This window comes from Trichocoleus sp. ST-U2, from assembly GCF_039961875.1.
In the GTDB taxonomy this organism is placed as follows: Bacteria; Cyanobacteriota; Cyanobacteriia; order Cyanobacteriales; family FACHB-T130; genus FACHB-T130.
The window spans coordinates 47,910-72,474 of sequence record NZ_JAMPJY010000011.1 but is presented as its reverse complement, the minus strand read 5'-3'; the positions used below and the strand labels follow the sequence as shown (position 1 = coordinate 72,474).

General features: G+C 47.4%; 18 protein-coding genes. 9 read left to right on the top strand and 9 right to left on the bottom strand.

The genetic code is table 11. The annotated features are described in order from the left end of the window. Positions 1–173: 173 nt before the first annotated feature. Entirely contained in the window at positions 174–980 is an 807-nt protein-coding gene (locus NC996_RS10005; RefSeq protein WP_190682602.1) for an MOSC N-terminal beta barrel domain-containing protein, read from the top strand. Positions 981–994: 14 nt separating this feature from the next. After that, a complete protein-coding gene (locus NC996_RS10000) occupies positions 995–1,291 on the top strand; it encodes a DUF3288 family protein (protein ID WP_190682599.1) in 297 nt (98 codons plus the stop codon). A 173-nt stretch (positions 1,292–1,464) separates the two neighbouring features. Here NC996_RS10000 and NC996_RS09995 read toward each other — a convergent pair whose 3' ends face one another. The 6 genes from NC996_RS09995 to NC996_RS09970 all read right to left on the bottom strand — a co-directional run bounded on the left by NC996_RS09995 (position 1,465) and on the right by NC996_RS09970 (position 9,096). Then, positions 1,465–2,880, bottom strand: a complete 1,416-nt coding sequence (locus NC996_RS09995) for an MlaD family protein (RefSeq protein WP_190682596.1) — start codon at positions 2,878–2,880, stop codon at positions 1,465–1,467. 88 nt (positions 2,881–2,968) lie between these two features. Further along, positions 2,969–3,751, bottom strand: coding sequence for an ABC transporter ATP-binding protein (locus NC996_RS09990; protein ID WP_190429226.1), 783 nt, complete (start codon positions 3,749–3,751; stop codon positions 2,969–2,971). 169 nt (positions 3,752–3,920) lie between these two features. Further along, positions 3,921–5,042, bottom strand: coding sequence for a magnesium chelatase ATPase subunit I (gene bchI / locus NC996_RS09985; RefSeq protein WP_190531894.1), 1,122 nt, complete (start codon positions 5,040–5,042; stop codon positions 3,921–3,923). A 19-nt stretch (positions 5,043–5,061) separates the two neighbouring features. After that, positions 5,062–5,223 (bottom strand): hypothetical protein, encoded by a 162-nt coding sequence (locus NC996_RS09980; protein WP_190429225.1) that lies wholly within the window; start codon positions 5,221–5,223, stop codon positions 5,062–5,064. Between the two features lie 66 nt (positions 5,224–5,289). Continuing rightward, positions 5,290–7,608 (bottom strand): CHASE2 domain-containing serine/threonine-protein kinase, encoded by a 2,319-nt coding sequence (locus tag NC996_RS09975; RefSeq protein ID WP_348259988.1) that lies wholly within the window; start codon positions 7,606–7,608, stop codon positions 5,290–5,292. Positions 7,609–8,685: 1,077 nt separating this feature from the next. Next, positions 8,686–9,096 (bottom strand): GFA family protein, encoded by a 411-nt coding sequence (locus tag NC996_RS09970; RefSeq protein WP_190412114.1) that lies wholly within the window; start codon positions 9,094–9,096, stop codon positions 8,686–8,688. A gap of 528 nt (positions 9,097–9,624) precedes the next feature. Here NC996_RS09970 and NC996_RS09965 point away from each other — a divergent pair. Next, the gene (locus NC996_RS09965; RefSeq protein WP_190682592.1) at positions 9,625–13,227 is read left to right on the top strand and encodes a GAF domain-containing protein; all 3,603 of its coding nucleotides are present in this window, start codon (positions 9,625–9,627) and stop codon (positions 13,225–13,227) included. Between the two features lie 453 nt (positions 13,228–13,680). Further along, a complete protein-coding gene (locus tag NC996_RS09960; RefSeq protein ID WP_190682591.1) occupies positions 13,681–14,334 on the top strand; it encodes a heterocyst differentiation related protein in 654 nt (217 codons plus the stop codon). A 51-nt stretch (positions 14,335–14,385) separates the two neighbouring features. Here NC996_RS09960 and NC996_RS09955 read toward each other — a convergent pair whose 3' ends face one another. Then, the gene (locus tag NC996_RS09955; protein ID WP_190682588.1) at positions 14,386–14,646 is read right to left on the bottom strand and encodes an HAD hydrolase family protein; all 261 of its coding nucleotides are present in this window, start codon (positions 14,644–14,646) and stop codon (positions 14,386–14,388) included. A 999-nt stretch (positions 14,647–15,645) separates the two neighbouring features. Here NC996_RS09955 and NC996_RS09950 point away from each other — a divergent pair. From NC996_RS09950 to NC996_RS09940, 3 genes are all read left to right on the top strand, one after another. Further along, on the top strand, positions 15,646–17,685 hold the full coding sequence (locus tag NC996_RS09950; RefSeq protein ID WP_190682586.1) for a serine/threonine-protein kinase: 2,040 nt from the start codon (positions 15,646–15,648) through the stop codon (positions 17,683–17,685). Positions 17,686–18,189: 504 nt separating this feature from the next. Continuing rightward, a complete protein-coding gene (locus NC996_RS09945) occupies positions 18,190–19,224 on the top strand; it encodes a mechanosensitive ion channel family protein (RefSeq protein WP_190682583.1) in 1,035 nt (344 codons plus the stop codon). Positions 19,225–19,237: 13 nt separating this feature from the next. After that, a complete protein-coding gene (locus NC996_RS09940) occupies positions 19,238–20,569 on the top strand; it encodes a DUF2254 domain-containing protein (RefSeq protein WP_190682581.1) in 1,332 nt (443 codons plus the stop codon). Between the two features lie 44 nt (positions 20,570–20,613). On the opposite strand, the gene NC996_RS09935 is transcribed toward NC996_RS09940, so the two are convergent. Next, entirely contained in the window at positions 20,614–21,900 is a 1,287-nt protein-coding gene (locus NC996_RS09935; RefSeq protein ID WP_190682578.1) for a DUF389 domain-containing protein, read from the bottom strand. A 214-nt stretch (positions 21,901–22,114) separates the two neighbouring features. Between NC996_RS09935 and NC996_RS09930 the strand changes: the two genes are divergently transcribed. Then, complete coding sequence (locus NC996_RS09930; RefSeq protein ID WP_190682574.1) at positions 22,115–22,921, top strand: ion transporter; 807 nt, start codon at positions 22,115–22,117, stop codon at positions 22,919–22,921. A 151-nt stretch (positions 22,922–23,072) separates the two neighbouring features. Beyond that, positions 23,073–23,660: a hypothetical protein gene (locus NC996_RS09925; RefSeq protein WP_190528059.1), complete on the top strand. Its 588-nt coding sequence runs from the start codon at positions 23,073–23,075 to the stop codon at positions 23,658–23,660. Positions 23,661–23,736: 76 nt separating this feature from the next. On the opposite strand, the gene NC996_RS09920 is transcribed toward NC996_RS09925, so the two are convergent. Beyond that, the gene (locus NC996_RS09920; RefSeq protein ID WP_190412026.1) at positions 23,737–24,306 is read right to left on the bottom strand and encodes a DUF3611 family protein; all 570 of its coding nucleotides are present in this window, start codon (positions 24,304–24,306) and stop codon (positions 23,737–23,739) included. Positions 24,307–24,565: the final 259 nt, after the last annotated feature.

Below are 24,565 nucleotides of genomic sequence, written 5' to 3'. Positions count from 1 at the left end.
TAAGCTTCTTGCAAAAATACCGAACTTTTAATTTTCAAACACAGATGAACTCAGATGTAGAAGCGAAGCGGCTTCCCGTTACCCGAAAGATAGGGTAAGCTTTCGGAATGTCTAATGAAAGCAAAAATTCTATTGAAAAAGAGTTCTCTATTTTTAATTTGTAATTGATTACCGTGTCTTACCTTGCCCGCATTCTGGTTTATCCAATCAAATCTCTAGATGGTGTTTCCGTTACTAAAGCAACCATCCTTAAAAGTGGTGCATTACAGTATGACCGAGAGTTTGCTATTTGTGACGATCAAGGTCGATTCGTGAATGCCAAGCGCAATCCGAAAGTTCACTTACTGCGGACTTCTTTTGACATTGATACGGATACTGAGAAGATTACTCGTGTTTGCTTAGAAGTCCAAGGAACAGAACAAACCCACATTTTTCACATCGATCGGGAACGGACTGAACTAGAAGCTTGGTTGAGCGACTATTTCGACTTTCCCGTAAAACTCTGCCAGAACTTAGTCTCTGGCTTTCCAGATGATACCAATGCTTCCGGGCCAACAGTCATCAGTACCGCCACGCTGGAGACAGTTGCCTCCTGGTTCCCTCCCCTGACGGGGGATGAATTGCGGCGACGCCTGCGGGCAAATCTGGAAATTGGGGGCGTCCCGGCATTTTGGGAAGATCGGCTGTTTGGGGCGGAAGAGGACGTGGTGCCGTTTCTGGTGCGAGATGTGCAGATAAATGGGGTCAATCCCTGTCAGCGTTGTGTGGTGCCGACACGAGACTCTCTAATGGGCGAGGTTTACCCTAATTTTCAAAAGTTATTTGTGCAAGCGCGGAAAGAAACTTTGCCCAGTTGGGTAGATTCATCTCGATTCAATCACTTTTACCGACTCTCGGTAAACACGCGCATCCCTGAATCGGAAGCCGGTAATATTTTACAGGTGGGAGACGAAGTGGAAATTCAAACACTTAAAAACTAAAAATTAGAGATTATATGGCAGAGACAGGAAACAAAGATCAACAGCATCCCCTCCAAGGACGCGATCGCCAACTCGTTAACAGCCTCTTAACCGGGGAAATGAATGATTTCAATCTGGCGGAACTCGCCCGTCTACGCATTCGTTATCGTGGCTTTCCAGGGGCAAGGGAGATTCAACAAGACCTAGATACGATTCTCCGCCAGTGGAACTTGACGGAAGATGCCCTCTTTGAAAGAACTCGTCAGATTCATGCCACGAGTGTTGTCTATAAAAGTCGCAGCAAGCGGCAAGATGAAGAAGATTGGAATTAGCGTGCTAGAGCAAATCTCGTTTGGATACAGTATCTTTAAAACCCAAATGTTTTTGCGCGAATGCTTCAGCCCTACATAATTCCAACAGGTGTAGGTGATGCATTGCCTTGTAAGGACGGGGGAATCATTGAAAGCCTCTCTCCTTCCAGGCGAGAGCATGGAACTGAGGCTTGCTAATTCTTATTTTCAGAGTCAGCTAGTGGCTGAATAGATTCTTCCTCCCAGTAAGCAGAAGGTAACGCCTTTCCCATTGGTTCGCGCTGTACAGACTTTAACTGCTTCTTTTGGGCGATGGGTGTCAAGGAAGGCGATGCAAGGGGGAGCAAAGAATTATTCTGCTGTGTTCCGATCCCGGTTCCCTGATTGACTGCTGGCAATCCAGGTTCTAGAACCTCAGCCACTTGAACTTGCTGCTGTAGGTCTTCTGTCGAAGACACCAAATTGCTGAGTCCATTCACCAAATTTCGCAAATTGTTACGGAAAGCTTCATCTCCTGTCAAATCATCCAGGTCAGATGTAATTTTCTGAGCATTTTCAAACGTCATCCGCGCTGAGTCTAAAGTTTGTTGCAATACAACCAAATTCGTTGGACTGTTAAGAGCGGTGGAAAGATCGCGAAAGTTAGCAGATGCTTGCGCTGCATTGATGGACGCCTGCGCCGCATTTGCAGACACGAGTTCTAAGTTACGCCGTAGTTGTCCACCTCCAAACTGGTTGACTTGCCCTGTTAGGTTACTTGCACTCAGGCGCAGCTGTTCGCTGGCTTGGCTAAAGTTGTTCAAGGTACTGACGAGAGTCGAGCGGTTGCCTACGACCAGACTATTCATATTATCGACGAGCCGATTTACCTGGGTGGCAGTCCCGCTATATTGATTCGCAGTCCTAGAAATCTGATTGGCTGCCAAAGCAACTTGATTGCTGGTTTGATTGGCAGCACTCGTCACTGAATTGGCTGCGACTGAGAAGTTTTTAATTTCTTGTTGCACTGAGCGACTCAAACCCGTGAGTTCGCGGGTAAGTTGAGATACCCCAACGGCGGCGACGCTGGTATTTTTAGCAACTGAGTTGAGGTTGGCAAAGAATGCGGGGTCGCTGTAGAGATTGGCGATGCGGGTAGTGCTGCGAAGCAGTTCATCAAAACTGACACCAATTTGACCTTGCAGACGATCCTCGTCACAAACAATCAGGCTAGACTGGCATTGCGGATCGAGCGGATTGGCGACCTTCGCGTCTGGCTGGAAGGGCTTCAGGGGAGTAATGTCAATCGAAGTTTCGCTGAGCAGACCGGATTGATTTGCTTCAACGACGACATCACGGGGAATCAGTAAGTCAGCCGGTGCAATTTCCATCACCACATCGACGCCATTCGAGCCTGGGTTGATGGCAGTAATTTTCCCAACATTGACGCCGCGATAGCGGACGGGTGCGCCAGCTTGCATCCCGCCAGCATTGACAAATTCTGCCACGACTGTGTAGCTACGGCTACCGGGGTTCAGCCCGCGTATCCACAAAATCAGACCCCCAAACAAGAAAAGGGACAGCAGGATTAACAAACCGACGGAGCCTTCTCGAACCGTTCGCGATCGCATCTGTTCTCCTCATACCATTAACAATTAAGAATTAAAAATGCTTACATTAAAAATTCTGCCTTTTTTAATTTTTAATTTTTAATTGATTCTAGCCGATGACGTGAATTGGGCCGGTTACACTTCCACTAAAAAATTGTTGAACGATAGGATTTTGGGTGGTATCAATCTCGCTGACGGCACCTTCCCACTGTACCTGTCCCTGATAGAGAAATATCACTCGGTCAGCAGTGCGGCGAATGGTGCTTTCTTGGTGCGTCACCATGACATAACTGCTACAACTGTCTGGTATTTGCTGCAACTGACGAACTAAATCTTCAATCACTGTGGAAGCAATGGGGTCAAGACCAGCAGTAGGCTCATCATAGAGTAAAACTTCTGGGTTGTCTTGGGGATGGTCTGGATTGGACATAATCGCACGGGCGAAACTCACCCGCTTTCGCATTCCACCCGATAATTGCGAGGGGTAGCGATCGCTAACCCCTGGCAACCCAACCATCTCTAGCTTTTCCTCCACCAATTCTCGTATCCGCCGACGTGACAGTTTAGAACGCTGAAACAGCAGAAAGCCGACATTCTCTTCCACCGTCAGCGAATCGAATAAAGCCGCTTGTTGGAACACCATCCCAATTCCAAGGGGATCTTCGGCATCTTCGATTAAGCCGCGACGTCGCTTTCCCAGGATATAAACTTCACCAGAATCAGGAGCCAGAAGTCCCGCAATAATCCGCAAAATCGTCGATTTACCAGTCCCGGAGGGGCCAATAATTGCCAGCGCATCGTCCCGATAAATTGTCAGATCGACCCCATCTAAGATGACATTGTTGCCAAAGGATTTAGAAATTCCCTTTAGTTCGATGAGTGGCTCTGCCATAGGAAGATTGGGGATTGGTAAAAAGTTTTGAGTTTTGAGTTTTGAATTAAAGAACTCTTTTATAACTCAAAATTCAACGCTCATAAATTAAAACTTTTAATTTTAATTTATGGGCGTTGAATCGAAAAACTCTCTAATCACTCAACACTCAACACACTCTCAGTCCTGATTACCGAACACCCTGACGAACTCCATTCGCTGTAGCTGTGTTGGTTTCTGCTGAGGACGCTTCCAGTCCAAAGACGCGACCAAACACTTTTTCCACCTTGTAGCCGGAATCAATGGACTCCAAGGGGTCTTTGCGGAGCCGGTGACGCAGACACAGGGTGATGACGCGGTGGATATCGTCTACGGTGACTTCAGTGCGTCCTTCTAGGGCAGCGATCGCGCGAGCGGCTCGGTTCGTAACCATATCGCCCCGTAAGCCGTCTACATCCAACTCCGAACAAACTTCGGAGATTTTCACCCGCAAGTCATAGTCCATCGTCACCGAGGACAGGCGTTCTTGAGCGCTGACGAGCTTTTGTTGCAATGCTTGTTGCTGCGGAAGATATTTTTCCAGAAACTTCGGGGGATTTTGGTCAAACTCAGCCCGTTGCTCTACAATTTCCACTCGCAGCGCCGGTTCCTTCACCGTGCGAATTTCTGCGTGCATTCCAAAGCGGTCGAGCAGTTGAGGTCGCAGTTCGCCTTCTTCCGGGTTGCCGGAACCGACTAGCACAAATCTCGCCGGGTGACGGATAGAAATTCCTTCCCGTTCGACGGTGTTCCAGCCGCTTGCCGCTGAGTCGAGCAGCACATCGACTAGGTGGTCGTCAAGTAGGTTGACTTCATCCACATAGAGAATGCCCCGGTTGGCTTTCGCGAGGAGTCCGGGTTCAAAGGCTCTGACTCCTTGGGATAAAGCTTTTTCAATGTCGATAGTGCCGCAGACGCGGTCTTCTGTCGCACCGAGCGGCAGGTCAACCATTGTCACTTTTTTGTGGGCGACGGGAATTTCTTCCTGTTTCGCCAAGCGATCGCGCACGCTGTCGCTCATCAAATCGGGGTCTCTTGGATGACTATTAAACGGGTCATCGGCAACGACTTCGATTTCTGGCAACAGGTCAGCCAAAGCCCGGATCGTGGTGGATTTGCCCGTTCCGCGATCGCCCATAATCATCACGCCGCCAATGTAGGGGTCAATCACATTCAGCAGCAAGGCCAGTTTCATCTCTTCCTGACCCACGATAGCAGTGAAAGGAAAAACGACACGGCGTGCCGTAGGGGACGCTGAGGCTGTCGGACTCACAGAATTGTTACCCATCTTATTATTCACCGCCTTTCATTGTGCCACTTTTCGCTTCATCCGAACCGAAAATTCCGAATCCATTGAAGATGAGTGAATTCAGAATTTTGCTAAACGGCATGGGTTCAATTTTTCTGAAGCGATCGCATTTTTTAGGCAAATCTTCGTCTAAAACATTTTTCAAACGATGTCAATCCCCCCTCACCTGTAGCACCCACATCCTGACTACCGCCTGACTACCGGATGATGTTTACGCGGGAGCGCTAGGAAGCCGTTTCAACTCCTGTAGCACCTCTGTAGCTGACTGGTAACGAGTCACAAAGTGGAAGTGCACCATCTTATCCAAAATCTCGGCAAATTCGTCTCGCACTGAGGCAAATTCGCGCCAATTAATGTTGCCGGTGTTCCGGTCAGTTTCCAGCTTACTAGGCGGTATCCCCGTCACTGCCTCCACCCCAATCATGCCCAAGGCGTAGATATCACTGCTGAACCTAGGGTGTCCGTCGTATTGCTCAGCCGGAGTATAACCACGGGTGCCGATAGCAATGGTGCGGTTTTCCTGTTCGCTTTCTTCTTGGGGCTGAATCTGTTTCACGGCACCAAAGTCAATTAAAACTAAGCGACCGTCTTTTTCTCGGCGAATAATATTACTCGGCTTAATATCCCGGTGGATGACTTGGTTTTCATGGATAAATACCAGAATTTCCAGAACCCCGCACAGGATTTCCACCACTTGCGCTTCCGGTAGGCGCTTATCTATCAATAGTTCATCGGTGAGCGGATGACCTTTAATAAATTCTTCAATTAAATAGAATTCTTCGTTTTCTTCAAAATAGGCAAGTAACTGCGGAATCTGAGAATGGTGCCCCAAGCTTTCCAGAATGGCGGCTTCTGTAAAAAATAGCCGTTTTGCCAATTTCAAGAATTTTTCATCCCGAAGCGCAGGCATTAAATGCTTAACCGCACACTGGGGCTTACCGGGTCGCATGGTATCTTCGGCTAAATACGTATGACCAAACCCGCCCGAAGCCAGAGGTCGAAGAATCTTGTAGCGTCCCATCAATAGAGACGGTCGCAGGGAGTCGCCGTACTTTACGGGAGAGGAATCTAATAATCGCTGGCGCTCCAGTCGCTCAGGTTCTGTAATTACATCTAAGCTAGGCTGCCACGGCTGAGTCTCATCATCATCATCATAATCATCGCGATTAGGCAGAACTGATAGGGGAGCTGGCGCGATCGCAGTTGCTACCTCTGCTTCTTCCTCAGTCTGTGGTTCCTGATTCTTCTGTTGGAGAAGTGCTTGCATCTGTGCCAGGTTGAATTGCTGTTCCTGAACCAGAAGCGCGATTTTTTTCTGATTTTGTTCGGCTTGGTGAGCGCTATAAGCCACGACACCAGCAGCCGTTCCCACCAACGCGATCGCAGAGGGAACCACTGGCACCCATCCCGCCTGGGTAAACAGCACCCAACACGACCCAAACAGGACACCCAATGCGGCTCCCTGTCCCAGTAACAAATGCCCTGGATGCCGCAGTCGCAAAGCCATAACGCCGCCAGTTACAGACCAACCCAATACCCACAAAGCTTCTCCCCAATCCGACCAGAACCAAAATAAACGACGCCCATCCAGGACAGCACTGAGCATCTGGCTTACCAGATGGGCATGAGTGACAACTCCAGGCATTTTCCGATTTCCCTTCTGTGCGCCACTGTAGGGAGTATAGAAGGCGTCATCAATACTGGAAGCAGTAACCCCGATGAGAACGATGCGGTCTTTTACCCAGCTAGGGTCAAACTGACCGTTGAGGACTTGACTCATCGTTACCTGGTTAAAAGGACGGTTGGCAGAGCGGTAATTGATGAGGATTTGGTACCCCCGTGCATCCAGACCTTGATATCCTCCATCATTAGGCTCCAGAGGTTTGAAGACAGTGTTGTTCCAACGGAGAGGTGGGGTGTCTGAAGCAACGATTCCTTCTTTTTCCAAGTAACGTTGAACCAGTTGGAAGCTAAAGGAGTTCGGGTTAGGGCAAGGCTTGTGAACGGAGGGAGAGACAAATAACAAACCCCGACGGATAACGCCATCAGAATCAGTCTTTCCGATATCGGCAAAGCCAGCCTGGTCTTCGGCAATTTTGGGTGGTGGAGGAGTGCCGGGGCTTTCCGAGTCTTTGACGGCACACACCGGAACGATGCGGCGATCGCTACTCATCAGCTTGGAGAATGCCGCATGACCTGGTTCTACTGGCAAATCGCGATAAATATCTAGCCCGACAGTACGCGGCTCGTTTGCCAGCAGTTTTGCCAGCATCTGATGCATTCGTTCGTCAGACAGGGGATATTGCTTGTAGGTTTGGATGTCTGCTTCGGTGACAGTGACCACCAAGATCCGGGGATCTGGCTCTTCGGCTGGTCGTAACCGCATCATCTGGTCATAAGCACCTAGTTCCAGCGTCTCCAGCAGACCTTGTTGCCGGACTCCCAGCACTAAGAGGGAGACCACCACACTGACCACCAGTGCTGGTTGTCCCAAGATTAAGGCAGCAGTGCGTCTTAGGTGCGATCGCACTGTATGGAAATTCCCCTTTGAAAGCCGATCTATCACAGGAACGTTGTCAGGTTAGAAAGTAAAAAGCTTAATTAAAAGGTTGGAATGGTTAAAACTTACCGATCTTAACAAGCGATCGCTACGACGTATGGGAATACTTACAGCGTACAAATTTGCTTGCGTTACCCTAGCCCTGCTGTCCGATAACAGCCTGCTTTTGCCACTTCAAGCCTGTATGGCTTTTAGAAATAAATGCCTCCTGTCCCTATTTGCATTCTAGTGTTCGTAACTGACTGTGAGTATCGCTGTGCCGTTTCGATCGATCGGTTATTTTGCTTTAGTCCTTTGTCACTCTAGTCCTTCTCTACCATATTTAAGTCTTGGCGGTAACTTTCTTAAGTGGTTATTTTGCGTGTTCTTTCGCTTGAGGTACATTCATCGCTAGTTTCGGAGTTGGCAGATTCTTTAGCAATTGAGCGTGCGAGGGGAGAGACGGCAAAGTTGGTAGTAGACAGTAGAAAAATAGACTCATTGCTTCTAGTTTTTCCTCTAAAAGAAGGATTTTTCAGCTAAAATCGGTCGCATTGCTAGGAATAACGATAATTTTTGTCTGCTCCTGAATTCGGATTTTTTATTAGACGTTAATCTATACTCTCTTCTGGCTTTGTTGACGGCTAAGCTTTTTACAGTTTCAATTTAATAATTCAGCCAATATTGAAACAAAATTAACAATTAAAAATAATTTCCTTGGAAGTATAAGCGTATTTTATAAAAATAATCTTACCTATTTTGTCCTCATGCAGGCGGATAAAATTCACACTCCTCAATTCTCTTGATTTCAGCGCAAAGCTGGCTTTCTCCCCAATAGTTTGGGGAAGACTGCGAGAAATGGTAGTCAATAGGGCAAGATGCTTTTTTTCGCAGAGTTCTAGCTACTTAAATTGAATGCCACTCACTTAAGAGTTTCCGGTTGGGTTTCGCACAAAGACGAAACCCAACACCTCCCTTAGTTTTTGTTGGGTCACTCTCTCTTGAAGACTCCGTCTACATGACCTCAAACCAACCTACAATGATAGATAAGCTGGGTGAGAGGATTTATTAATCCGTGTCCGATGCTTCAGAGCGAATTAGGTGTACGTTTTGTTCCCAATTAACCCCATCAAAAGGCACAATGCGAAAGCGAGACACCACATCCTCATCCAGACAACGCACGTTGACATCAATAGATTCGGGATGGGAACGGGGACGATAAAAAGGGTGAATCCCACAAATACGGCAGAAGGTGTGCTTAGCAACACCCGTGTTGAAGGTGTAGGTTGTCAATAAGTCTGCACCGCTTAGCAAGGTAAAACGTTCGGACGGCACAATTAGATGTAAAAATCCCTTCTTCCTACAGATGGAACAGTTGCAGTCATCTGCCTTATGTTCGTCAACGATTACCCGAAAGCGGACTGCGCCACAGTGACAGCCGCCTTCGTAGGTAATTGGTTCTTCTGTTTGTGCGCTCATATTAGTCATTCACGGTTAGCAGAGTTTGGTTGATTTCCAGTTCCTAGTCTATTGTTAATGGCTATTTTCTAGCACTTCTCTCGCAAATAATGGTTAAAGTGTAGAGAAAAGCGTGGTTCGCTACTTTTATGACCGCTCTACAACTATAATAAATTAAACATAAATATATATTTCTTTATGAGCTTAAAAGTAAATATTGTTTAGTATAAACAAAAACCAATTTTAAAATCAGTTAGGAAATTCTAACGTAAAAGAGCCATTACTTAGGTTTTCTCAGGAGGTAATGTTTTTTATCGAGCTGCAATGAGTTATTATAATTGCTGGCTCAAATATCTATGATAGACATAGCCTTTTTAGAAAGCGAACGATTGAGTTGGTATAGCATTTAACATTACATAGCCATAACTGAGGCATTCAAACCCATCAAACAACTTGCTATTTAGTCCATTAAATTAGTTTTTTGATAAACAAAGATAAAAAATTTAGTCCCTCTATCTCTATGAAAAAAAAGGGGTAAGAGATTACAAAATGGACGCAAATCACCAGCCAATTGGGCATGACTATTTACAAGGTGAAGGTGCTTCTGGAGAGTTACAACAAACTATTGCAGGTGCAGATGTAGAACGTCCCCAACTTGAGGAAGAACTGCGGAACACGAGAGCTGAACTAGAAGCATACCGAACACTGTACAACAAGACTCCCTGTATTCACTTTACTTTGGATTCAGAAGGAGTCGTTGTTGGGGTTAATCAGTTTGGAGCGGCTCGTCTTGGTTATAGCGTCCAAGAGTTGGTTGGAAAAACAATTTTCAGCACTTTTGCTCCTGACGAGCGAGAAAAGTTAAAAGCTGAGTTTGCTCAGTTTTTGCAACAACCAATTCAAGAAGCATTTGAGTTGAGTTCAGGGATCGAGTCAAACGCTTTGGTTACTAGTTGGGAATTGCGCGCCTGTTGCAAAGACGGCAGCATTTTCTGGGTAAATGTTACCGCTAGCATTGTACAAAGAACGAATACGGATAGAGTTGTCCTCCTGGTTTGCGATGACATAACTGAGCGCAAACAAGCACAGGAACGTCTACATTTACTGGAGCAGGTTCTCCGTGATTGCTGCAATGGCATTGTCCTTACCGACTCCAATCAACCAGATAATCCAATTATTTATATCAATCCAAGTTTTGAGCGTTTAACAGGCTACTCTGCTGAGGAAATCATAGGGTACAACTGCCGCTTCTTGCAGGGCGCTGACACTGCTCAGCCAGCACTTGATGAGCTACGAATGGCGATTAGGGAAGCTAGAGAATGCCATGTCACCTTACGCAACTATCGCAAAGATGGCACCCTTTTCTGGAACGAACTCTATCTTTCCCCAATCGGGAGTCCACAAGGGAATCTAATCGGTTTTGTGGGGATTCAGACTGACATTACCGAGCGCAAACAGGCAGAAGAGGCACTAAGCAAAAGCGAAGCAAAAAATCGCGCTCTTATAAGTGCCATCCCGGATTTGATCTTCCGAATTAGCAAAGATAGCACTTATTTGGACGTCAAAGCAGCTAGAGACTTTGATACGTTCTTACCTGCTCAGGAATTCTTAGGTAAAAAGTTAGACGAGGTTTTGCCTATAGAAGTCGCTGAGAAAGCCAAATACCATGTGGAGCAAGCACTTTCTACGAACGAAATCCAAATCTTCGAGTATCAGCTTCCCAAAAATGGCAATTTGCACGATTACGAGGCGCGGCTTGTTGTCAGTGGGGAAGATGAAGTTTTAGTCATTGTGCGCGATATTAGCGATCGCAAAGCCGCGGAAGAGTCACTAAGACAGCAAACCGAGCGGGAACGACTGCTGAGGGCGATGCTAGAACGCATCCGTCAGTCTTTAAATTTAGACGAGATTCTCAACACGACGGTGTCTGAAGTCCGGCAATTTCTCGCCTCCGATCGAGTGATCGTTTTCCGCTTTCAGCCGGACTGGAGTGGAGTCGTGGTAGTGGAGTCTGTCGCCAACGGTTGGACTCCAATCCTGGGAACAACAATCCACGATCCTTGCTTTGAACAAGTCTATGTCCAGTACCAACAGGGTCGCACTAAAACTATAGAAGATATTTATACAGCCGAGTTGAGTCAGTGTCACATCGATTTACTACATCGGCTTCAAGTTAGAGCCAGCTTGATAGTCCCGATTCTGCAAGGAGAGGAATTGTGGGGACTGCTAATTGCTCATGATTGTTCGCAACCCCGACAGTGGCAACAGTTGGAAATTGATTTGCTTTGTTCATTGGCAACCCAGGTAGCGATCGCAATTCAGCAAGCCGAACTCTACAACCAAATGCAACAGCAAGCTCAGCGCGAGCAAGCATTGAATCGGTCTATTTCTGCAATTCGTAGCTCTCTAGAATTAGAAGTAATTTTTGCCACAGCCACAACGGAAATTGGTCAGCTTTTGCACATCGACCACGTTTCCATCCTGCAATATCTTCCGCAGCGGCTGGTTTGGCTGAATGTGGCACTTTACTATCAAGGTTCCAGTTTGTCGAGCAGGCTGGGTATGGAATTTCCAGATGTAGACAATTTGTTGGGAAGGCAACTCAAGCAGTTACAAGTGGTTTCCATTCACGATACTCAGACTATCGAGGATGAGGGGAATAAGCCTCTAGCAGAGGCTTATCCGGGTGCTTGGTTGTTGGTACCGATACACTTTCAAGGAAACCTCTGGGGAATCTTAACACTATCGATGGAAGGTCGTCCTCGCTACTGGCAAGACTCAGAGGTAGACCTGGTTTGTGCCTTCGCGGCTCAACTGGCGATCGCGATTGGGCAATCCACCCTGTTTAAGCAGGTGCAGCAGCTGAACGCCAATTTAGAACGCCAAGTGCAACAACGCACAACCCAACTGCAAAAAGCGCTTGGCTTTGAAGCCGTGCTAAAACGCATCACCGACAAAGTCCGCGATAGTCTCGACGAAAGCCAGATTTTACAGGTAGCCGTTCGAGAGTTAGCGCTTTCATTTAATATGGGCAGCTGTCATGCTTCGCTCTACAACCTGGAGCAAGAAACTGCCACAATCTGCTACGAGTACGCCACCTCAATGCCTTCCTCGCAGGGTCAAGTGATGCAAATGGCAGACTTCCCGGAAATTTACGCTCCTCTACAACAAGGTAAATGTTTCCAATCTTGTTCAATCAGTCCCGACTTTGTCCGGAGTAAGGTGGCGATGTTGGCTTGCCCGATATTGGACGATCAAGGAGTGCTGGGGGATTTGTGGTTATTCCATCGCCCAGACTATACCTTCAAAAAACTAGAGATTCGGCTGGTGCAACAAGTGGCGAATCAATGCGCGATCGCAATCCGTCAAGCCCGATTTTATCAAGCATCCCTAGCACAAGTAGAGGAACTAGAAAAACTCAATCGGCTCAAAGATGAATTCCTCAGTACCGTTTCTCACGAATTACGTTCGCCCGTATCCAACATGAAAATGGCAGCTCAGATGTTGGAAATCACCCTCAAGCGCGAGGGTGTCTTGGATGCCAAAATACCAAAACCCCCTACAGAGGTCAGCAAAGTCAGTCTCTACTTGCAGATATTGCAGAAGGAATGCAAACGGGAAACCGATTTAATCAACGATTTGCTTGATTTACAACGCCTAGAGGCCGGGACGCGACCCTTGGATTTAGACGTCATCGAACTTCATCTCTGGTTGCCCCAAATTGTAAAACCTTTTCAAGAGCGTGCCCAAAACCGCCAACAAATCTTGCAGGTTGACATCCCCTCTCAATTACCTCGCTTAGTCTCTGATTCATCTAGTCTGGAACGCATCCTCGCAGAGTTGCTCAACAATGCTTGTAAATACACTCCCCCAGGAGAAAAAATTGTCCTTACCGCCGAAGCGAAATCGGGAACCCTTCAATTGAGTGTCAAAAATTCTGGAGCTGAAATTCCTCAGAGCGAACTAACCCGTATTTTTGATAAATTTTACCGAGTTCCCAATGCCGATCCCTGGAAGCAAGGCGGAACTGGCTTGGGACTGGCACTGGTGAAGAAACTGACAGAGCATTTAGGAGGCGAAATCTGGGTTGAGAGTGGATCGGGTCAAACCGGCTTTATCATAGAGCTACCGATTAATTTTGCTTATAGTTAGCTTTCCCCGACGCCTTTCCCAACCCCAAGAGAAACACGAAGGCATCCCATCCCTGCGGTGTGGCAAATCTAGCGATTTTGGTTTGGATGCAATACGGATTAATATCCCGTCCGCAGAAAGGGGTTCAATATCCCCGCTGGGTGAATAGCGAGGGGTTGAGGGCGAAGTTCCAAGTGTATTGCACGCCAGAGTGAGAACCGCTATCAAGTACGGATGTCAATTTGTCGCTTCTTAAATCTCTACAATTTTTTTTTAGCTGGACAACTGACATGATGTGGTTTTGAATGTAAGAGCATATACGAGGTCGTAACAAACGCCCTTCCTATCCCATCTACTTCAGTTGCTAATTTAGTTGCTAAGTTAACCCGATTTGAGTAGGGTGTTAAGTTATGATTCTCGGAGTGCATCAGTTGCGACTATTTGTGGTTCAGTTACCGTTGAAAAGCAAGAGCGATGAGTGAAAAGAGTACAGCATTTCTGGCCGGGGCTGCCTTCGCCGGAATTGCAGCTTTCGTCTTGCTTAGAACTGGCGGGAATCCCAGTCAAGCTAACCTGCCGACTTACCTGCCCTCGCCACCGCAGCCAGGACAACCCTATGGCACGATGCAGCAGCTGCCGCCTCCGCCTCCGACTGCGGCTGGTGTCTCGCCGGATACGACTCCCTATTGCTTACAGCAGCAGAGCGAAACTCAAAGGCTAAAAGATCGGCTCGAACAGCAACAAAGTGAAACCGAGCAGGTGAAAGCCCAGCTGCGGAATCAGCAAATGGTGATTGAGGCTCTGACTACGCAGGCAAAAGCAAATGTCTATCCTCCGCCGGTCAACCCAACCCAAGCCTTGCCTGCTGTTCAAGAGCAACAGCCGTTAAATCCCATGCTGACAGGCATCCTCTGGGCAGTAGGAGGCATGGTTCTCACTGTCATTAGTGGGGTTGTGCTGGCAGCAGCCTTTGCTTTGCTGTCGCAACAGCAGCGTCCTCCCCGGACAGTACAAGTGATTCACCCCATCCAACCCCCCCCGCCAACCTTATCTCACAGACGGCGTTCTGAGTTTCTGCCCCCGCAGCTAGAAGGTAGGCGGAATGACTCCATCGACTACGACAGGTAGACAAACGTTGACCGCTTCTGAGCTATCTAGCAGGATGTTGTGTCATTGCCGCTAGGGTTGAAGTGCGGATAAATCCGAAGCCAGCAGATGGTCAATCAATTCAATTACCCCAGCACCGCGATCGCCCTTCGTGACAAAATCGGCAATCTCTTTGAGCATGGGCAGGGCGTTGGCGACGGCGACGCCACACTCGCACAGGTTCAGCAAGGCGCTATCGTTTTCGGCATCGCCAACGCCTACGGTGTTATGCGGCGATAATCCCAGTTCGCTCAATGCCACGCTTAACCCAGAGGCTTTGTATCTTCCAGGCAATTGAACGCTATAGTTGCTTTGATTTTAATGGGAATAGGCGGCGTTACTGCTCTTACAGGTAGAGATAAGTTAGTTTTATCAATTTAAATTGCCTGACTTAGTTGTTGAATTTCTCTACTGGCGTATTTCAAGGGTTGTTTTTGACAGGTTCTAGCCCGCACTTGTAGTAAGCGATCGCCCAATCTTCTTGCGCCTTCACAATTAAGACGCGCACGGCTGACTCGTCGCTAGCAATGTCTTCATCTATCGGCGATCGCTCATTTTTTCGAGTCGAGTTTTAAACCCAAAACTGCCGAGTGAAGTCAGCATCGCCCCAATGTGCCTGAGAAGCGAATGGATATAGACATCTAACGCAATTGAGCGCGTTAGTTGCCTTTTGCAACGGCACTCTGAATCTAGGGCAGATATCCCGATAAAAAAGTGCCACTTGAGGGACACCTGGCAATACTTTTTCAATCGCTTCAATTCCCTTTAAGTTGGCTGGGTAATAGAGTAGGGTTAAGCCTCAATGAAATATTTTTTAAAATGTCAGCTTGACTTTCTTCTCTAGTCATTACAGCGTCTTGCTTGCGATCGCTTCCCTCGTTCCAGGCAAACTTAAACGAGACGTAATTTCAGCCGCTATGCATCAACGAGTTTGTTTAGTTGATAGCAATCCTTATTCATTCATGAACTAGGATTGCACTAATTACTCCTTTTTGACATTCAATATGATATTTTGAGGCTTTTAAATACCTTGAGAGCGACAAGAGCCGACTTCCTTTGCATCCCTCTTAAGTTCTCTTCGCCAAGGATATTTTTTCAAAGAGGTGCATATCAAACGGAAAATGCTATAAATTCAAACTAAATCTTTAGGATAGAAAAACCAGTCCCTCTTTTTTTTGTCGTCAGCTAAAAGCCTTAATAGATAACAACTATTGGGCTTGCATCCTCCAGCAATGGGTGGATGATTGAAAATTCTCAACATATATTAGGGATATGACAATTCTGTAGCTATCTATGAGCTACTGCATCAATCCCTGCTGCCCCAAACCTAACGATCCAGCCAACGCCAACAACCGTATTTGCCGCAATTGTGGCTCAGAGTTGCTGGTACAAGGGCGCTATCAGGTCATGCGCCTACTGAGTGACAACAGCGGCTTCGGCAATATTTATGAAGCCTACGAGGGCGCAACCCCCAAAATCCTGAAGATCCTCAAAAAAGATCACAACACGAATGCCAGAGTCGTCGAGCTATTTCAGCAAGAAGCCATTGTATTAAGCCAGCTGAATCATCCCGGCATCCCCAAAGTTGAGCCTGATGGATACTTCCAGTTTTATCCCAGAAACAGCCGAGAGCCAGTGTATGGCATCATCATGGAGAAAATTGATGGTCCCAACTTAAAAGAGTGGATGCAACAACAGGGCGATCGCCCTCTCGATCAGCGGCTAGCTCTTGACTGGTTAAAACAGCTCGCTGAGATTTTACATCTTGTCCACCAAAAAAACTATTTCCATCGTGATATTAAACCCGCAAATATCATGATGCGCTCTACAGGGCATCTGGTATTAATTGACTTTGGCACCGCCAGAGAGATGACCTATACTTACCTTGCGGAAGTCGGCGGCGCAGGCAGTGTCACGAGGATTAGTTCTGCTGGCTATACACCTCCAGAGCAAGAAAAAGGTCATGCTGTACCCCAGTCAGATTTCTATGCCTTGGGCAGAACTTTTGTTTATCTGCTGACTGGCAAACTAGCAACAGATCGCGCAATTTATGAACCTTTAACGGATAAATTTAATTGGCGCAATCATGCACCGGGTATTTCACCCTTACTGGCAGATTTTATTGATAAACTGATGGCTCCTACCGCAGGAGCGCGGCACAAAAATACTCAAGAAATTTTAGATGAACTCGCTAAAATTTCACAGTCTTTATCTAGACATAAACCTTCTCCTAATTTTAGTCTGATTGGTATCGGGGCAATTGTTGGGATACTTCCACCTTGGAAGCCTTCATTAGCCCCAACGATCATTGTTAGTAAGAAAAATAAAAATAAATGGTTGGTGGGGGGAGCCGTTGCTTGCTTGGTCGGATTAGGAGGATATGGAATTTGGAAACTATCTTACCAAGACGCGCCCAAAGTTATCGCTTATGAAAATCTTTCGGGAGTTAAAACGCTTCATGGACATGAAAGCCAGGTAAATTCTCTGGCGATTAGCCCGGATGGACAAATTTTAGCTAGTAGCAGTGCCGATAAAACAATTAGAATTTGGAACAAGTCTACAGCCAAAGAGATTCGCCTCATAAAAGGGCATGATAGCTACGTGAATTCTCTAGCGATTAGCCCAGATGGAAATACATTAATAAGTGGCAGCGCCGATAAAACAATTAAAGTTTTAAATGTCTCCACTGGTCAAGAAATCCGTAGATTAAAGGGACATTCTAACCCTATTAATTCTGTTGCGATTAGCTTTGATTGGCAGACTCTAGCCAGTGGCAGCGCCGATAAAACAATTAAAATCTGGGATATTTCAACGGGTAAAGCAATCCGCACGCTTCAGGGTCATTCCCAACCTGTTAATTCCGTTGCAATTAGCCCAGATGGGCAGACTTTAGCCAGTGCTAGTGCCGATAAAACAATTAAAATCTGGGATATTTCTACTGGCAAAGCAATCCGCACACTTCAGGGGCATTCTCAACCTGTTAATTCCGTTGCGATTAGCTCGGATGGGCAGATTTTAGCCAGTGCTAGTGCTGACAAAACGATTAAGATTTGGGATTTAAACACTGGGAAACAAATTCACACCCTCACCCGGCATTCTAACTATGTGAATTCGGTTGTGATTAGCTCAGATGGACAAACTTTAGTCAGTGGCAGTGCGGACAAAACAATTAAAATTTGGAATCTTTCAACGGGTGAAGAAATTCGCACGCTTACCGGGCATTCTAGCTGGGTTAAATGTATTGTGATTAGCCCGGATGGGCAGACGATTGCTACTGGCAGTGGTGACAGTACTATCAAAATTTGGCAGGTGCCGGTCGCAGATGCCCGATAACTCACGGGGGTGTTGGCGGGGGCGGCTATTAGATGTTTATCGGCTTCCTTTGTGCGATCGCGCTACAATCTAGCACTATAGGAACTTGTTAACAGTATTTTATCGATATTTTCCTAGATATAAATTAATTTTTTATAGTTTATCTGTCTTTATATAGATAATTATTCAAAAGTTAAATCATTCTTCATGGTTTAGCGCTAAATCAACTATAGCAGTTCTCACTTGAGTGCAGTATAGACTCGGAACCTCACCCCCAGCCCCTCTCCGTGAACGGAGAGGGGGGAATATTGAGGAATATTGAACCCCTCCCTGTGAACGGGGTGCGGCAGGGGTGGGGTTAAACCGTACTACATCCAATAGAGAATTGCTATAACCTCAGAAATAAATTATGAATATATTTATTTTTATAATAGAAACTGTGTCATCTAGATACTGACCATAGATAGAGTCAAAATTATGAATTTTTAATTAAAATCAACAACATTTTGTAAGCGGAAAACAGGAATGAATTTTCAAACATCGGTATCAACAGCATGGGGGAAAATTCAGGCAATGATCGATGGCCTGATTGTCATGCTGCCTAATATTGTGTTAGCACTAATCGTCTTTGCGCTATTTTTTTTCGCAGCAAGAGCGATTAAGGCAACAGTTAGAAGGCTTACAAGAAGGCATCGGCAGGCTCGGAATCTGGGACTAGTGCTAGGCCGTTTGTCGCAGGGGATTGTTATTTTAGTCGGTCTATTTGTATCATTATCCATCGTCATCCCGACATTCAAGGCAGGAGATTTGGTGCAACTGCTGGGTATCAGTGGGGTAGCAATTGGTTTCGCCTTCCGCGATATTCTCCAGAATTTTCTGGCTGGTATTTTAATTTTGTTGACCGAGCCATTCCAGATCGATGACCAAATCGTATTTAAAGACTTCGAGGGAACGGTTGAAAACATCCAGACGCGAGCTACGACCATTAGAACCTATGATGGTCGTCGCATCGTGATTCCGAATTCTGAGCTGTTCACAAACTCGGTAACGGTGAACACTGCTTTCGAGAATCGCCGCCTTCAGTACGACGTGGGTATTGGTTACGGCGACGACATTGACCGGGCGAAACAACTGATTCTAGAAGCGATCGCTAGCGTCGATGGTGTTTTGGAAGATCCAGCTCCCGACGCCCTTGTAGTGGATCTAGCTGACAGTACGGTGAATATCCGCGCCCGTTGGTGGGTACAGCCGCCGCGACGTGCAGATATTCTCGATAAGCAGGATCAAGTTCTCGCTGCCATTAAGAATAAGCTCACGGCTAACGGCATTGATATGCCCTTCCCGACTCAGCAAATCCTGTTTCACGACCAAACTGAAGAGACAGATGGCGATCGCGCTCGTCAGCGTGAAGGATGGCCCGCTGGGAAACAAGAAGTGCCAAAACCCCGCAGTATCGGCGGTTCCCTCCGGAAGCTAGCAGAAATGCGTGCCCAAAGAGATGGAAATGGCAGCCATAGAGACGAGAACCCCGATCGCCCTCATAGAACCGACAATAATTGATGAGAAATAATTGATGAAAAACATCAAGCTGAGCAAACTGTGGGACTCGCTCCACTCTAGCTACTGGTTTGTGCCAACCCTGATGGCGCTCAGCGCGATCGCCTTGGCATTCGGAATGTTAAGCCTCGATCGAGCAGCCAAATCTGATCCGATAGAGTCGTTGGGCTGGATCTACACCGGCGGGCCAGATGGGGTGAGAACGCTGCTTTCAGCCGTTGCTAGTTCGATGATTACCGTTGCGGGTACTGCCTTCTCGATTACAATTGTTGCCCTCACCCTCGCTTCCTCCCAATTCGGCCCGCGACTGATGCGTAACTTCATGCAGGATACGAGCAATCAAGTCGTCTTGGGCACGTTTATCGGTACGTTCATCTATTGCTTGCTGGTACTGCGAACCGTGCGGGGAGAAGATTACGATGTGTTCGTACCGCAAATCTCCGTCACGATCGGCATGGTGCTAGCGATCGCCAGTATTGGCGTCCTGATTTACTTTATCCATCATGTCTCAACCTCAATGCAGGCATCCCATATCATCAGAGAGGTTGGCAGAGAGTTGGACAATGTCATCGATCGCTTATTTCCGCAGAAGATCGGGCAGGGTAAATCAGCACCAGAGCAGTGGTCGGTGGCGGAAATCCCCGCCGGGTTTGAGGAGGAAGCGACTCCTATCTTGGCGAAAGAAAGCGGTTATCTTCAGGCAATTGATGACGAGCTGTTAATGAAGATCGCCACCTCAAAAAACCTCCTCCTGCGTCTGAAATATCGCCCCGGCAAGTTTATTGTGGAAGGAAGCGAACTGGTGATGATTTGGCCTGGGGAACGGGTGAATAAAAAACTCACCCAGCAGTTCAACCAAGCATTTATTTTTGGCGAACAACGCACTGAACAACAGGATGTAGAATTTCCCATCGATCAGTTAGTTGAAATTGCCGCTCGCGCCCTTTCTCCTGGCATCAACGATCCGTTTACGGCGATTCAGTGTATTAACCAGATGACCGCTGCACTTTGCCGTCTGGCGGAGAAAGATTTTCCCTCGCCCTACCGCTACGACAAAGACAACAACCTGCGAGCGATCGCAAATCCGGTGACGTTTGCAGAGTTAATTGACGCCGCCTTTAACCAGATTCGACAATACAGCAAATCGGATGTAGCAGTGAAAATTCGATTACTCAAAGCGATCGCTCTCATCGCCACCCACACCCGCAACCAGAAAGACCGGGCGGCGCTGCTACGTCATGCCCAAATGATCGAGCGCAGTAGCTGTGAGGAAGTATCGGAGGAATTAGACCGAAAGGATATTGAGGAGCGATATTTGGCAGCGGTGAAAGCGCTAAAGGAGTTTTAAATGACGCTGCTCATATTTAGCTTGAAATTTAGCTTGAAAATAACTTAACTTTCCGATTGCGGCGCTTCCAGAACGCTGACATCAATTAAAGGGGTAACGTTAAACCCTTTGTCAAGTAATTGCCTTTGAATCGTCTGCGTCATGCGAGAGCGAATCTCTTCCGAAGACTCAGTAACACCCGCCTGACGCTGAACATAAACCGTACCCAACAACGTGTTCTGACCTTTGATATTCGAGGAGGTGAACCGAACATTGGCTTCCACCAGTTTCGCCAAACCGCTATCATTCACCACCTTCTGGATTTGGGCAACGGCACGCTGTTCGCGGCTGCTGCGCTGAAGTTCCGGGGAGCTGGAAAACTGCCAAGTCAGCAAGCCCAAGAGCGCTACAGCAGTCGCTGTAAAAGCAGACGGAAATATCCAGCGCTTGCCACGGTTATAGCGGGCACCTTGAGCAGACAGACCATAGGCGCGGAACATCAGGGAGGCGGAGAGATTAATCCCAACCAGTTGTAGCAACAGCACAAAGACGCCGTTTACAGCCATATCCCAGCGACCCATTGCGCTTGCCATCCCCACCATTCCGGCAGGCGGTGCCAGCGAAGCCGCAACCAGCATTCCGACCGCCGCCCCAGAGACGAGGCTACTTCTTTCCGATTGGACAAGATTCAGAGCGCCTGCCGCACCTGCGACCAGTGGCAGCAGCACGGCTACTGCCGAAACCGTACTGGTTGTGTTCATGGAGGATGTCACCACTTCCTGTCGCAGAATCAAGGTGAGTGCCCCAGTGACTAGGATTGTTACCGCCAGGGCTGAAAAGTATCGTAAAAGGCTCCGTCCGAGAAGTTCTCCATCGCCGCGTGCCGTAGCGATCGCTGTATTCATCGCTGGCCCTGCAAACGGTGCAATCAGCATGGCAGCGACGAGAAGATAGCTAGTATTGGTGAACAAGCCGATCCAGACCACCACACCCGCCGCCGCGGCATATCCCAGAAACCCTTTCCACGAGCCAACGCTTTGCAGCCCTGAGAGGAAAATTTCGATGGGACTGCGTGCCTGCACATCTGTTACCTGCTGCGCTGCTTTAAAAGGCGGTGGCTGCAAGGCGATGACTCCACGCGGAAGCAGCGTGACGTGCAATTTTGGCACCGATTGCAACTGTTCGAGTAGTTCCTCAACCTTTCCATTCGCCACGTGGACGATTACCACGTCTAACGATTCATCAGCTCCAGTCGCTTCAAACTGGGAAAGATTTGCTCCGTCACAAGCTTGGGCGATATCCAGAACTGTTTTCCCACACCCACGGGGAACCTGTACAAGTAGTTGGCGCATTGCGGCTGGCTATATTAAGTCTGCGTCCCTTGTACCATCTCGCACAGTATGGAAGTTCGCTCTCTAGCTAGAGGAATATTTCACTACTTTTCTACTAATCTCTGCTGGGGTTTTCTATGCACCTGGATATTTGCCCACAGTCTGACCGCTGTACCCTTGGCTCAGCTTTACGGCAAGCGCTTTCAAAACCGCTGTAGGAGTCATTAAAAATCTTATGAGCAATCTGAGTCCATCTGAAAAACGGGAACTCAAAAAAGAACAAGGTGAGGTTCTGCAACAGTTGGAAGACTGGCTAGAAACACCCATGCTATTGCTCGGCTTTGGGTGGCTGGCGTTGTTGGTCGTCGAACTGATCTGGGGCTTAAATCCCCTGCTGGAAATCATCAGCAACTTCATCTGGATCGTTTTTATCCTAGACTTCGCCTTACGATTGGTTCTGGCTCCTTACAAATTTATCTATCTCAAGCAAAACTGGCTCACAGCCCTCTCCTTACTGTTGCCAGCGTTGCGCGTCTTCCGAATTACCCGCGTGTTTCGCTTACTGAGAGCCAGCCGGGGGCTGCGACTGGTACGTGTCATCAGTTCTCTGAATCGCGGTATGCGATCGCTCCGAGCCAGCATGAGTCGTCGTGGTTTTGGCTACATCATCGCGCTGACGCTGGTGGTGACGCTGGTGGGAGCCGCAGGGATGTATGCTTTTGAAAGCAATACCCCTGATGGGCGCGGACTGAATGACTACGGTGCTGCACTGTGGTGGACAGCAATGATTATGACAACGATGGGATCGGAATACTGGCCTCAGACTCCAGAAGGTCGGGTACTCTGCTTGATCCTATCGTTGTATGCTTTTGCAGTGTTTGGCTATGTAACGGCAACCCTCGCCACCTTCTTTGTCGGACGCGATGCGGAAGACGAACAAGCAGAAGTAGCAGGTGCTAAATCTATCGCCGCGTTGCATGAAGAAATCGTTGCATTGCGGGCTGAGATTCAGGCGCTTTCCCGTCAGAAACCAGAAGCATGATATGAAATTGAATTAATTGCTTCGTTTATAGTTTGTTAGTAATGACTAATTGGGGAAAAGTTTTAAGTCTTGAATTAAAAAACTTTCTTCTAACTCAAAACTCAATACTGCAAACTCTCTTTACCCATGACCCATTTATGAGGAAAAAGCAATGCTGAGTAGCAATTGGCGAGGGTATAGAATCGCCGCTTGGGTTGGACAGTTTTTACTCGCGATCGCGATCGCCGTTGAATTGTATCACCGGAACTGGGTGGGTTCATTTACACTCGCCTGCTTCCTGGCTGCTTCGTTTCTGTTTGTGACCCTGGAAAATCAACTGCCAACGTTGTTTGATTTTCTGTTTGTTATCGCAGCCTTGATCAATGCGGGTGGCTGGGTTTGGGGTTTATTTTACCCACCGGGACCCTACGATGAAATTGCTCATGCCTTTACAACCTTTTCCATAACCCTGGCGCTGAGTTTTCTCGTGTATGAGTCAATGCTGACTCCGTTCCGCTACCACCGACTGCTGTATATCTTAACGATCTCTAGCTTCGGAATCGCCATCGGCGCTCTTTGGGAGATATTTGAATGGGTGGTGCAAGTGATCAATGACCTGGATGACACCATCGTGGATCTGATTATGGACACCATTGGAGCTTTAACGGCAGCACTGGTAAGCGTGTGGGCGCTACAAGAGCGAGTCCATCCAAAATCAACTGTCGAAGATCAATCAGTATCGCCAAAGCGCCGCCGTTAAAAATTTTTAATGAGTTGTAAGCTATGAGTCATTAGTCATCAGCAATAAACCAAAGACCCAGAGGTGGGGGAAATTCTTACTGATTATGCACCCACTTGAGCAGCCCTAGAGCAGTGACAACATTTACAAAGTGACCGGCAATCCCATTAAAATTCGCTAACACCACAAAAACATCAAGCGCCCGAATGATTTTGTAGGGGTCGGTGATTGCCACACCTGGAGGTTGGGATACAGATTTTGCTAGTAAGACTCCCATACTCGCTCCACCACCCAACAGACATAACAAAATCCCCACCAAACCTGTAATTAACGCTAGTCGCAGGACTTGAACGGTATCGGCTTTGGAGGGATGCACAGCCGAATTAGGATTTGCTAAACCTTTAGCGATGCGAGTGTAGCGGAAAGCTAAGAAGACACCGAATAACAGTGCGAAAAGTCCACAAATTGCCCAAAATATACCGACTCCTAGGGCAGGATTTGCTTCATTGGCAAAGTTACGACCAGAGATAGCAAATAATAAAGCGATGCCAGAAGCAACTGCCAATCCTAATTCGACCCAGAAGGCAATCCAGCCTACCAGACGAAAAATATTGGAGATTTTTTGTTTAGTTGGGGAAGGTGAGTGGGTGTCTGAGTGAGTTTGCATATCTGTCTCATGTTGCAAAAAGGAGCTGATACCCCACACCAGAACACTACCTCTACTGGCTCTGGTTATACGCCCACCTAGAGAGAGAACCGATCCCTTGCCTAAAGATGAAAATTTATCGGTCAATCAACTTGTTTAAAACTTGAAGAATCAGAAAAATCGGCTAAGGGGAGGACGCCTTAGTGCCCAAATCCTATCAAGCTAAAGAGCAAGGGCACTGATTTCAGAGCCGCTATTGACGAGTGGCGTGTCTTTTTAG